At 30.9% G+C, this 11860-nt stretch carries 12 protein-coding genes; 2 read left to right on the top strand and 10 right to left on the bottom strand.

Going from position 1 to position 11860, the window contains the following annotated elements:
- The 3 genes from CPJCM30710_RS00305 to CPJCM30710_RS00295 all read right to left on the bottom strand — a co-directional run bounded on the left by CPJCM30710_RS00305 (nucleotide 1) and on the right by CPJCM30710_RS00295 (nucleotide 2853).
- Entirely contained in the window at nucleotides 1–666 is a 666-nt protein-coding gene (locus CPJCM30710_RS00305; RefSeq protein ID WP_212902163.1) for a response regulator transcription factor, read from the bottom strand.
- A gap of 239 nt (nucleotides 667–905) precedes the next feature.
- Nucleotides 906–1781, bottom strand: coding sequence for a S66 peptidase family protein (locus CPJCM30710_RS00300; protein WP_212902162.1), 876 nt, complete (start codon nucleotides 1779–1781; stop codon nucleotides 906–908).
- Between the two features lie 250 nt (nucleotides 1782–2031).
- On the bottom strand, nucleotides 2032–2853 hold the full coding sequence (locus tag CPJCM30710_RS00295; protein WP_212902161.1) for a VanW family protein: 822 nt from the start codon (nucleotides 2851–2853) through the stop codon (nucleotides 2032–2034).
- Between the two features lie 246 nt (nucleotides 2854–3099).
- Between CPJCM30710_RS00295 and CPJCM30710_RS00290 the strand changes: the two genes are divergently transcribed.
- Nucleotides 3100–5007 (top strand): ABC-F family ATP-binding cassette domain-containing protein, encoded by a 1908-nt coding sequence (locus CPJCM30710_RS00290; RefSeq protein WP_212902160.1) that lies wholly within the window; start codon nucleotides 3100–3102, stop codon nucleotides 5005–5007.
- A gap of 203 nt (nucleotides 5008–5210) precedes the next feature.
- Here CPJCM30710_RS00290 and CPJCM30710_RS00285 read toward each other — a convergent pair whose 3' ends face one another.
- The 7 genes from CPJCM30710_RS00285 to CPJCM30710_RS00255 all read right to left on the bottom strand — a co-directional run bounded on the left by CPJCM30710_RS00285 (nucleotide 5211) and on the right by CPJCM30710_RS00255 (nucleotide 9959).
- Nucleotides 5211–5465 (bottom strand): hypothetical protein, encoded by a 255-nt coding sequence (locus CPJCM30710_RS00285; protein WP_212902159.1) that lies wholly within the window; start codon nucleotides 5463–5465, stop codon nucleotides 5211–5213.
- Nucleotides 5466–5623: 158 nt separating this feature from the next.
- Entirely contained in the window at nucleotides 5624–5791 is a 168-nt protein-coding gene (locus CPJCM30710_RS00280) for a hypothetical protein (RefSeq protein ID WP_212902158.1), read from the bottom strand.
- 57 nt (nucleotides 5792–5848) lie between these two features.
- A complete protein-coding gene (locus CPJCM30710_RS00275) occupies nucleotides 5849–6259 on the bottom strand; it encodes a lasso peptide biosynthesis B2 protein (RefSeq protein WP_212902157.1) in 411 nt (136 codons plus the stop codon).
- 22 nt (nucleotides 6260–6281) lie between these two features.
- Nucleotides 6282–6566: a lasso peptide biosynthesis PqqD family chaperone gene (locus CPJCM30710_RS00270; RefSeq protein ID WP_212902156.1), complete on the bottom strand. Its 285-nt coding sequence runs from the start codon at nucleotides 6564–6566 to the stop codon at nucleotides 6282–6284.
- Between the two features lie 4 nt (nucleotides 6567–6570).
- On the bottom strand, nucleotides 6571–7542 hold the full coding sequence (locus tag CPJCM30710_RS00265; RefSeq protein WP_212902155.1) for a hypothetical protein: 972 nt from the start codon (nucleotides 7540–7542) through the stop codon (nucleotides 6571–6573).
- A 126-nt stretch (nucleotides 7543–7668) separates the two neighbouring features.
- Nucleotides 7669–7818, bottom strand: coding sequence for a hypothetical protein (locus CPJCM30710_RS00260; RefSeq protein WP_212902154.1), 150 nt, complete (start codon nucleotides 7816–7818; stop codon nucleotides 7669–7671).
- Nucleotides 7819–7970: 152 nt separating this feature from the next.
- On the bottom strand, nucleotides 7971–9959 hold the full coding sequence (locus CPJCM30710_RS00255; protein WP_212902153.1) for an asparagine synthase-related protein: 1989 nt from the start codon (nucleotides 9957–9959) through the stop codon (nucleotides 7971–7973).
- 188 nt (nucleotides 9960–10147) lie between these two features.
- Between CPJCM30710_RS00255 and CPJCM30710_RS00250 the strand changes: the two genes are divergently transcribed.
- The gene (locus CPJCM30710_RS00250; protein ID WP_212902152.1) at nucleotides 10148–11848 is read left to right on the top strand and encodes an ABC transporter ATP-binding protein; all 1701 of its coding nucleotides are present in this window, start codon (nucleotides 10148–10150) and stop codon (nucleotides 11846–11848) included.
- The last annotated feature ends 12 nt before the right edge of the window (nucleotides 11849–11860 follow it).

The following is an 11860-nucleotide window of genomic DNA, read 5'->3' as shown; positions in this document are numbered from 1 at the left end:
TTACCTCTCAAACTTATAACCTACTCCCCATACTGTCTTTAAATTTTCACTAAAATAATTAATTTTTTCTCTAAGATTTTTTATATGAGTATCCACAGTCCTAGTATCTCCTGCGAAATCGAATCCCCAAACTTTATCTAATAAATGCTCTCTTTTAAATACAATGTTTGGATTTTTAGCAAAGAATATCATTAAGTCAAATTCCTTAGGTGTGAGTATTACTTCCTTTTCTTTTTCTATTACAGATCTTTTTTGCTCTTCTATAACCAATTCTCCAAAGATAAGTTCTGCTTCCTTAACAGGTTTACTTTTAATTCTTAAATTAACTCTTAATACAAGTTCTCGCATACTTAAAGGTTTTACCATATAATCATCTGCACCAAGTTCTAGTCCAAAAACTCTATCCTCTTCTTCCCCTCTCGCAGTAGTAAGAATAACAGGTGTTTCACTATTATTGCTCTTTATCTTTCTTAATAATGACCATCCATCTTTCTTAGGCATCATAACATCAAGGATAACTAAAGAAAAACCTTCACTTTCAATTAAATTCTCACCCACTTGACCATCTTCCGCACATACTACCTCATATCCTTCTTTCGTCAAATATAACTTTATTACTTCTCTTAACTTTTTTTCATCTTCTACTAACAATATTTTGCCTTTCATTTAAATCACTCCTCAAATATACTTTTAATTTGTTTATAAAATCTAATAAATGTAGGCAACTTACAGCCTTAATAAATTCAGTTATAAAGTTGTTTTATACATCTTACTTATAATTTTAAATTAAAAATATACAAATATATATAATAAGTTTTTTAGATTACGTTTAATAAAAAAATAGTAGATGATATAAATCTCTACTATCTTTAAATTTACACTTTGTGTCTAAGTAAAGCTATATATCAATCTACTAATCTTTCCAATGTCAACGTCCGTCCTACTACTATACACTTACTAGCACTGCCATGTCCAAGTTCCTCTGTAACTACCATTGGAATATCAAGTTCTTCTGTCCTTCTTAATAAATAACTATATAACTCCTCAGTATAATCATCTTTTTCAACTTGAGTAAATGTTCCAAGTAGTATTCCTGACAGTCTTTCCAAATATCCCATTTGAATAAGCTGCTCAAAATATGAGGTTGCCCTACTTATTCCACCACCTAAGCTTTCTAAAAATAGAATTTTACCATCAGGATCAGGAAGATATTTTGTTCCTGCAAGCTTTAAAAAGCATCTTAGGTTTCCCCCTATAACTTCACCTTCTATAGATTCTCCCCTTAAAAAGTTATAGTCAAAATTATATATGTCATCCTCTCCTTCAAAAAAAGAAGACTTAAAATACTCTTCCTGCTCCTTTGAGAACTCCCTTATTAAATTTCTAATATTATAATGATACGAATAAATTCCACTTTGGGAATACAGCGAATTCAAAATCACTGATAAATCACTATGCCCGAAATATGGCTTAGCCTTAGTTTTTATGGCTTCAAAATCTAAAAACGGCAATATCTGATTAGCTTCATCTCCCCCAGAAACATCAAAAATTACTTTTACCTGATTGTCATTAAAAAGATTCATAAGTTCTTTAGCTCTATTCTCTCCTGTACTGATAAAGGTGCTCTCTTTTTTAAAAACTGTTGAAGCTAGTCTTACTTGAAGTCCCATAGCAATCATTACTTCAATAATATCATCTACCATTTTACTATTCTTTTGCTTTATCCCATCAGAACAGCTGATTAATGCTACTACATCACCTTTACATAGTAGTGGTTCCATATTATCCCCCCCAATTAATTAATATTTGCTCATTTGTTCTTTTATTTGCTGTGATTTCACAACGAAAAACTGACTAAAGCTGAAAGAGTTCGATGCCCTTTCAGTGTTATTTATCTAAAATTCGTTAAAGATTGAAGTTGTGTATCTTTAATAGGTTCGATGTGTATAAATTTTATTATACTTATTATTTCTTTTATACATATACTTATAACTCCACTTATCAATCCTATACTTTCTTTAATAATCTTATTTATCCCATATTACTTTCAATGAATGGATTATAAACCATAATTGCATGATTTTCTGTAATGAACTGATCATCTATAAGCTCATTTTGAAGGTTATAAACCTTCCTATATATTTTGTTGTTCCTTATATATCCCCCCCAATAGCTAGGTGTCATTGAGTGATCTTTTTCATAAATCTCACACCTATAGAGTAAGGGGTTTGTACTTCTCCATTCTCCAACTAAATCTGAATCAGTTAAGTGTACATTAAGTTGATAAATATCTTTCGTTGGATTATATATTTGGAGATCAAAATAATTATATACACAGGTAGCACCACTTCCAAAGGGTTGAGTTCTATTTACATCGGGAAATACATCATGGCTGTGCCTATATCTTTCTATAACAGTTAATGGTGTGTGAAGTGTCATCCAATAAATTAAATTGGACAACTGACAAAGACCGCCCCCTACTCCAGGCTTAAAAGTTCCATCAGGACAAAGTACCATGCCATCTAAGTATCCCTTTTTATAGGTAGGCTTGCCTATAAGTTTCCAGTAAGAAAAAGTTTCTCCTGGCCTAATCAAAATTCCATTTATTTTTTCTGCAGCTATCTTCAAGTTAGTTATCTTATTATACTGCATCCACATCTCTACATTTTTAAGTTTCCTTAAAAGCGGAGTATTGTGTTCAAAAATCTTGTGCTCTAACTTTTTACTACTTAAATTCTTTGCAAATTTCTTACCTGTTATACACCACTGAAGATATCTCCTATAAATATAGTACTTCTTTCCTAATATACTTCTAATCTTTGACCTTTTAATAGGTTTCTTCTCTATATACATAATATCACCTCAATAATATATTCTCAAAGGATATAAAGAATCAGTTACATGAGTTTATTACACTACTTTTCTTATTCTTTAATATAATAAAAAATTCATTAATTGCTAAAAAATTTGCTCTTTTTCCCCCTATATGATATAAAGAAATAAAAGTAAATAGGTATCCAACCTATTTCTTTTAGCTACATTTCACTTTGTGAAATGAGAGAAAATAAAAAAACAAGTATATCGTAGAAAGGAACCATTATGAATCTTTTAAGTGCAGAAAATATATCTAAAAGTTATAGTGAAAAACAATTGTTTAATAATATAAACCTTGGAATAAACGAGGGAGACAAAATAGGAATTATAGGGATAAATGGTACTGGTAAGTCTACACTATTAAAAGTTTTTGCAGGAGTTGAGCAAGTAGATGAAGGACGAATAATCATAGGAAACTCAGTTAGGATAGAATACCTTTCTCAAAGTCCTTATTTTGATCCTGAAGCTACAGTATTAAATCAAGTTTTTAAAGGTAATTCTCCTGTTATGAAGTTAATAAGAGAATACGAAGAAGTTATGCAGAATCCTGACATATCAAATGAAAAAATCATGACACTTACTCACCAAATGGATACAATGAATGCTTGGAATATAGAAAGTGAAGCAAAAGCTATACTTACAAAGCTAGGTATTTCAGATTTTACTGCCAAAGTAGGAGTTTTATCTGGAGGACAAAGGAAGAGAATTGCTTTAGCAGCAGCTCTAATAAATCCTTCAGATTTACTTATTTTAGATGAGCCAACAAACCATCTCGATAATGATACTATAGATTGGTTAGAGCAATATCTTAATAAAAGAAAAGGTGCTCTTCTTATGATTACCCATGATAGATACTTTTTGGACAGAGTGGTAAATGAAATTGTTGAGTTGGATCAAGGAAAACTTTATACATATCAAGGTAACTACAGCGACTTTTTAGAAAAGAAACTGGAAAGAGAAAACATTGAAGCAGCTAATGAAAAAAAGAGACAGAGTCTATTTAAGAAAGAATTAGCTTGGATTAGAAGAGGTGCAAAGGCACGAACCACAAAACAGAAAGCTAGAATAGATAGATTTGAACAACTAAGTGAACAGAATATAAAAACATCTGATGAAAAAATGGAAATATCAGTAGCTGGAAGCCGTCTTGGTAAAAAAGTAATTGAATTAGAGCATATAAGTAAATCCTTTGGTAACCAAAAGTTAATAGATAATTTCAGCTATATCCTCCTCAGAAATGACAGAATAGGTATAGTAGGACCTAATGGAAAAGGAAAGTCCACTCTTCTAAATATTATGTGCGATAAGATAAAGCCTGATAGTGGTAATATTGAGGTTGGGGAAACTGTAAAGATTGGTTTATACTCACAGGAAACTTATCACATGGATGATAACTTAAGAGTTATAGAATATATAAGAGAAGGGGCAGAATTCTTGACTACTGCAGATGGTCAAAAAATAAGTGCCTCTCAAATGCTAGAGAGATTCTTATTCCTACCTGCTGTACAGTGGACCCCTATAGCAAAACTTTCTGGTGGAGAAAAGAGAAGACTTTATCTTCTTAGAGTTCTTATGGAATCTCCGAATGTACTGTTTCTAGATGAACCAACTAATGATTTAGATATTGAAACCCTTACTATCTTAGAAGATTATCTTGATGATTTCCAAGGTCCAGTTATCACAGTGTCCCACGATAGATATTTCTTAGATAGAATAACTGAAAAAATATTCGCCTTTGAGGGAAATGGTAGAATCACACAGTATACAGGAAACTACTCAGACTATAAAGAGAACAGTAAAAATATTGAAACCACTATTTCTTCTAATAAAAAAGAAGATAAAACCAAAGAAGTTGTAAATAAAAATGATTCAGAAAAAAAGAAAGAAAGACCTTTAAAGTTTTCATATAAAGAACAAAAAGAATATGACGAAATAGATACAGTCATTTCTGGACTTGAAGATAAAATAGAACAACTTGAGCAGAAAATTAGTGAGACAACTACTGACTATACTCTTTTACAGGAATTATTGGCAGAAAAAGAAGATGTTGAAAAGCAATTAGAAGAAAAGATGGAAAGATGGATTTATCTTAATGAATTAGCTGAAAAAATTGAACAAGGTAAAACACGCTGATTTGCTGTCATTTCACGAAGTGAAATCTGACTCAAGATGAGTAGGCTTGATGCCTGCTCATCTTTATTTATCATTGTATTTTACCTCAGACTGCTGATAATTTACCAGCAGCCTTTACTTTTGTATAATTATGTAACAAAATTAAAATACTGAACTTATTAGCGAATCTTAATGTCTTTATGTTTTTTTAAATTCACAATATTTTAGTTAAATATTATGAATGAGATTGTTCCTTCTATAATAAAAAATTCAAACATTATAGCTAATACACAAAGAAATATAAACAAACTAAATTTCATATCACCATAAGACTTATTATAAAATTCCTGTTTAAGTTGTAATCCTTCTATCCTATCAGTTTTATCTATCTCCATTACTTCTGCTAAGAAGGTTTTATATATAGTTTTATAGACAGGAATATTAAATATTACAAGTAAAAGTATTAATGCGCCTTTCATTTTGAGCTCCTCATTTTAAATTACTTAAACATACCAGCATAAATATTATAATAAAACTAATCAGATATCAAGTTTTGATCAGCTTTAATCAGATATCATTTCGTGAAATGATACCAAGTAAAAGAGGTGAGCATAAAAGCTCACCTCTCCGTTTACTATTAAGAATGATTTTTTGGATGCCATCTAGCATGTTTAAAACACCAAACCCAATCAGGATGCTGTGTTGTTGGAGGGTTATTCGGATCAGGATATTCTTCATTACCGATACCTGCTGTATTTTCAATACCTAATTGCCATATTTGCGGATCACTCCATTTTTTCATCATTTTCATCCCCCTTATTAAATTTAAATATTTAAATATAAAATATTTACTGTTTGATATTTAATTAGAAAATTTAGCTACTTGAGTAAAGTATTGTTTAAGTTCTCCACCTGTAATAGTTAATTCTCCAACTCTACACCATGCATGAGCTTGCATTTTATCTCCCTTATCTTTATTTACACCTAAGTAAATTGTACTTGATATCTTTCTCTTTTTAAGCATTCTTTGAACAGTTAATGCTTGCACTAGACACTTACTCTCCCATGGTGTATATTTACTAGCCCTTAATACTGCACACTTTACCTTTTTAGTAGTTTCATATACACTATTTTCAACTTCAAAGGGTGATTCAACGTTATAGCTACCCATATACCTTTTAACTCTCTTAAATGGTATATATAGAATTGCCATTCTAGAGATCCCTGTTAATATAAAAGCTTCAAAGAATAAAAACTTTTCCCCCCAGCTCATTCTAAAGAATCTCCTTGTTTTTTTAGCTAATTTTAATAAGTTCCGCATAATTCATCCTTGTCAAAAAAGCTATAACTGCTTCCTCGCAGCTTTTATAATCAACATCATATTCATCTAATAATTTATTTATAACTTCATTCACAGTTATAGGCGCTTCAATAAGCTCCCATATTCTACTTCCAACATCATTTAGAACAAAATATTGTCCACTTTCTAAGTTCATCATTACCTTTTCTCCATTTAAGTCTGTAACATCTATGTCATATATCTTTCCTACCGTGGTGTTTAAATTAATTATCTCTTGCATAAATTCAACCCCCTTTTCCAATATAACTTACACTACTTTTATCCTCTTTCTTATCCATAGCTTTTAATACGATATCCACTAGCTCATCAACTGTATATTTGTCATTTGGCCTCTTTATCCTATATATAGGTATGTCCTTCGCAATCTCAACACACTTCCTAAAATATTCACGGTTTAATCCTACAAAATGAGTTGCTTCTATCCTATATAAGTTTTTCATTAAAGTAATGATTTTTTCACTTCCTGTTACCTCTTCAATTTCTACATTAGCACCTTCCCATTTTGATAATTCAAATATTGCCCCTAATGTACAAGGTTCGCTTACAAAGCTGCTCCTTACAGGAATAATATGCTTTTCTCTATCATCATCGATTTTAACAAAACTGTCTGGATCATACCCCATTAACTTAATTGCGTCTCTACATAATTTCTGTTGAGGATACCCAGGGTATATAGCATGATTAAAACTTTTAAATTCTCCAATAACAGATACATCATCTGCCATGAAGTAATATCCTCGTTCTCTAAAAACAGCAGTCATTGTTGACTTTCCGGCTCCTGTATCCCCAGTAAATATAACAGCTTGTCCATGTATCAATATAGTTCCACCGTGTATTGCAACGATGTTTCTTTGAATTAACAATAACCCCAAAGCAGATCCTAATAAAAATGCTTTTACTTGTGCCGGGTCTGCATCAACACATGGTTCCACAATTATGGAATTCCCATCATATATGTAATAATTAGCTACCTCTTTTATTGAAAACCACATTTCATTCTTTTTAAGTCTATAATTCTCTTCCTGAACCACTGCATCTCTTATGTAGTCAGGCATTATTCCATAATTAATGTTAACATCAATCTTTTCTAATTCATTTTCTCCTGCAACCATCAATTCAGAAAGTAACACTTCTGACTCAACAGTTAACCCATAAACTCTGTAATGGTATTTTAGATTTTTCTTTTCTATATTCATAAGACATCTCCATACTATAAAATATCATAAATAGAATATACTCTTATTTAGAGAACCTATTAAACCAAAATATTACAAAAGGCAATTATGCTTTTTGTAATATTTTTGATTTTTCTTTAAAGATGATTAGGAGTGCTTTTCTACTGGAAATGTTGAACCTTCATAACTTACATTAACCCATAAACCATCATGATTCTTACTTTCAAATGTAGCAGCTTCTGTGTTTTCTACTCCTAATTCGAATAATTTTGGAATGTTCCAATTCTTCTTTGACATAGCATGTCCCCCTTTCAATTGTAGTGTATTCAAAAGTTGTGGTTAACTTTTGACAATATACATTAGAAACCTATTGTATATATATAACTTATATCTAAACAAATTTATAAGTTTTAGATCTAAGCTACTAGCACTATTACTTTAATAAGATCCTATTTTGTTGCTGCTGTTTCTCTTCTAATTATCTCTTTAGCTTTTTCTTCTTTAAAACCTAATAGAAAATACGAGAATACTAATGCCTCCAGTATGAGACGTATTGAAAACCATTTTTCATCTCCAGATAAACTATCAATAGTAGATAACTTAAGTTTAACTTTTTCTACATCTATATAATTCTTAATTTCAGGAAGCTGTAAATATTCATCTAACTGCTCTTTGATACTTTTCCATGAATCATTTAGTCTTTCAATCCAATCTGCACTCTGAAGTCCTCTCCTAGTTCTATTAAGTCTTATTTTGTCTGGAAGAATTCCCTTCATTCCTCTCCTTATGAGATTCCTGTCTTGGCCATCATTATAAAACTGCTCTGTAGGCAAGCTTAAGCAAAACTCAATTACACGCTTGTCCCTAGTTGGATCCCTCTCGATAATTCCATGTGATAAGGATAGTTTCGTCTCCATAGCACCTATATGTGAAAAAGCTATTGGGTTAACTATACTCTTTCTGGTTTCATATAGGTCATAATACCTCTGTGGATATTCATTAAGTTTAAGCTCACTAAGTCTCTTATCTACGTTCCACTTCTTAATTAATTCTCTATTTGCTGGAACATCTGCATAATTATCATAACCTTCATTTTTTGAACTTAATAATTTCCTAATATTATATGGTGTAAATACCTTTATTAACGCTTTACCAATCTTGTATCTACGAATTTTTTTCAATCTACTATATGCTCTAATTTCTTTATACAATCTTATATATCTCATATCTCTAAATAAAGTAAGTGCATTGGTGACAAAATCTCCAAAGGATATAGTACAGTTGCCATACTGACCACTTAACAGTACCTTGCATCCACTTTTAGATGCACGCTGTAAAATCTCATCATTCCAAAACAAATTCTCTATTGTCTTATATGGTTGTTCTAATATTGATACAAATCTATCTATATTGGTAGAAGAGTTTTTTCCTTCACTTTTACAATAGGTAATATCTATATTGTTATAAGCTTTTATAATCTCCTCAACGTACTCACTTTCATCTGACATGTAATACTGGTTGTTTATATTTTTATAGCTATCCATCGGTATAGAGCAGAAAGCCTTTAGTCTCTTTCCTTCATTTTCAAGATTTCTAGCTGCTATACAGCCTACTGATCCTGAGTCTAGCCCTCCACTTAACATTATCCCAACTTCACCACTGCTTCTTAATCTACAATCCACAGCTTCAAAGAATACTTTTTTAAAATATTTATCATACTCTTCATCTTTTTTTAGCCTAAGTGGTTTAACTTCTTTCAATGGATCCCAATATAAATCTTTACATAGTCCATTTTTGTTAATTGTTATAATTGTAGCTGGCGGCACTTGATAAATTCCCTTATATATTGTTTCATTACATTCAACTTCATGAAGTATTCCGTCTATTGAAAGAAAATCAGCAATCCATCTATCATTAAGTTCCACATCCTGTTGTACCTCAAACAATGGGTTCATCAAAGTAGAAAAGGCAAATGTATTTCCATCATAATAATAATATAATGTTCTTTTTCCTACATGATCTCTTGCACAGAAGATCTCGTTTTTTACTTTATCCCATATTACAAATGCAAAATCACCAATTAAATATTTTGCACAATCCTTTCCCCACATCTCATAAGCTCTAAGTATAAGCTCACTATCTGTTGTTTTACTCCACGAATCTAACTTAATATTAAAAACCTTAAGCAACTCACTACGGTTATCAATAATAGCATCTGCTGTAATTATTAATTCTCTCTTTTGATCATAGGCTGGTAAGGTTTCATATTTGGATTCGCGAGTTATGTATTGAATCCCACATCCCATAAATACATTGTCTATCATTAGGTGCCTTACTGAATCAACTTTATATATATTAAATTTTTCAAGCATTGCTATTCCTGTATCATAAGTTTCGGCTTTAAAGTCCATATGCATAAGCCCACAGATAGCACTCATAACTCATCCCCCATTAACAACTTTAACTCATATATTTGTAATTATCTTCCATATTGTAATTGTATATCTGTTTTTTTGCTTTGTAAATACATTTTTTTCCATACAATTTATTTACATTATTTTCCTAGAAATTTATAATTATTTATATAAGTTAAAATTTATATTTTATTCTAAGGAGGATTTTATTTTTGAAAAGCTTATTAATTAAAAGTAAATGGCTAATAAGTCAATGTAGATATATTGCTCTACAATTAGTTTTTTTAATATTTCTAGGAGTATTAACTTCATTTATCAGTGTATATAGAGCTATTGTAATCAAAAACTTAATCGATTCATCAATATCCGGAAATGTTTCACTGATTTTTACTCCCTTGATTATACTTGGTTCATTAATTATTGGAGAAATTATAATTAATTATATTCAGACTCTACTTACTACCTATTGTTCAACTTCACTTTCAAATAATATTCAGAAAAGGCTCTATTCTCACATTACCTACAGCCAATGGATGGAAGGTTCAAAGTATCATAGTGGAGATATGATATCTAGAATATTAAGCGATACTTCAAATGTAACAAATTTAATAGTAAATACGTTGCCAAATGTTATATCACTATCTGCTATGCTGATTTCATCTTTTATAATTCTCTTATCCTACGAACCAACTATAGCTTTTTTAACTATTATCATAGCTCCTGTTTCGTTATTATTCGGTAGGTTTTATGCTAAAAAATTGAGAAATATCCACTTGAAAACCCAAGAAAATGAATCTAAGTATTTATCCTTTATGCAGGAATCAATTCAAAACATGCTTATAGTTAAGACTTTTTGTCTTGAGAAAAATAACTTAACTAAGTTTAATGAAATACAAAACAAAAAACTTAAGCTCTTCTTATCAAGAAGCAGCATAAGCTCTCTTTACAGTTCCACTATTAACTTCAGCTATTGGCTCACTTACTTTTTAGTATTTGCTTTAGGAACCTCCAGACTTTCAGCTGGCGTTTCTACTTTTGGAACTTTAACTGCACTACTGCAATTAACAGCTAATGTGCAGATGCCGCTTTCTGGTTTAGCTAGTTCTCTGTCACAATTCATTACTTCATATGCTTCAACAGAAAGACTTATGGAAATCGAAAAACTACCTTTGGAAAATCATGAGTTCTCATCTTCAACTATTACACCATATAACTCACCTATTATTGAGTATAAAGATGTATGGTTTGAATATAACAAAGATTTACCTATTTTAAAGAATATATCTTTAACAATATTTCCTGGTGAAATTGTTGCTTTAGTAGGTCCGTCAGGTGAAGGTAAAACTACATTTATAAGGCTACTTCTAGCTTTGCTTAATAGTAATAGTGGTTCTATCAACTTTATAAATGATAATGAGTCAATTGAATCTTCACCAATGACACGACATCAAATTTCTTACGTTCCTCAAGGAAATACTTTATTCTCAGGTACTATCGAAGACAATCTTAAGTATGGAAACCTAAATGCTACTAAAGAGGACATACTATCGGCACTAAAAGCTGCTTGTGCCTGGGATTTTGTAGATAAGTTACCTAATAAAACACTTACTATTATAGGGGAGAATGGTATAGGGTTATCAGAAGGACAAGCTCAGAGACTTGTTATAGCTAGAGCTCTAATCCGACAAAAGCCTTTATTGATTCTTGATGAAGCCACTTCTGCTCTTGATATGGATACGGAAGTGAAGGTTTTGGAGGCTATTAAAAATCTTGATTACCATCCAACCTGTATTATTATCACCCATAGACCTTCAGCACTAGCTATTTGTAACAGAGTATTAAAACTTGATGGTGGAAATATATATGCGGTAGATGGATATTCTATTGAAGAATCGGCTTTAGGAGTTATGTAGATTAATTTGTTT

This window comes from Clostridium polyendosporum (assembly GCF_018332455.1).
GTDB classification, from domain to species: Bacteria; Bacillota; Clostridia; order Clostridiales; family Clostridiaceae; genus Clostridium_AY; species Clostridium_AY polyendosporum.
Note: the sequence above shows the minus strand (reverse complement) of the source record. Positions and strands in the feature narration are given on the sequence as shown.

Bases quoted from the DNA above. Each gene is read 5' to 3' on its own strand.
- CPJCM30710_RS00305 (WP_212902163.1), bottom strand. From the start codon at position 666: ATGAAAGGCAAAATATTGTTAGTAGAAGATGAAAAAAAGTTAAGAGAA.
- CPJCM30710_RS00300 (WP_212902162.1), bottom strand. From the start codon at position 1,781: ATGGAACCACTACTATGTAAAGGTGATGTAGTAGCATTAATCAGCTGT.
- CPJCM30710_RS00295 (WP_212902161.1), bottom strand. From the start codon at position 2,853: ATGTATATAGAGAAGAAACCTATTAAAAGGTCAAAGATTAGAAGTATA.
- CPJCM30710_RS00290 (WP_212902160.1), top strand. From the start codon at position 3,100: ATGAATCTTTTAAGTGCAGAAAATATATCTAAAAGTTATAGTGAAAAA.
- CPJCM30710_RS00285 (WP_212902159.1), bottom strand. From the start codon at position 5,465: ATGAAAGGCGCATTAATACTTTTACTTGTAATATTTAATATTCCTGTC.
- CPJCM30710_RS00280 (WP_212902158.1), bottom strand. From the start codon at position 5,791: ATGATGAAAAAATGGAGTGATCCGCAAATATGGCAATTAGGTATTGAA.
- CPJCM30710_RS00275 (WP_212902157.1), bottom strand. From the start codon at position 6,259: ATGAGCTGGGGGGAAAAGTTTTTATTCTTTGAAGCTTTTATATTAACA.
- CPJCM30710_RS00270 (WP_212902156.1), bottom strand. From the start codon at position 6,566: ATGCAAGAGATAATTAATTTAAACACCACGGTAGGAAAGATATATGAC.
- CPJCM30710_RS00265 (WP_212902155.1), bottom strand. From the start codon at position 7,542: ATGAATATAGAAAAGAAAAATCTAAAATACCATTACAGAGTTTATGGG.
- CPJCM30710_RS00260 (WP_212902154.1), bottom strand. From the start codon at position 7,818: ATGTCAAAGAAGAATTGGAACATTCCAAAATTATTCGAATTAGGAGTA.
- CPJCM30710_RS00255 (WP_212902153.1), bottom strand. From the start codon at position 9,959: ATGAGTGCTATCTGTGGGCTTATGCATATGGACTTTAAAGCCGAAACT.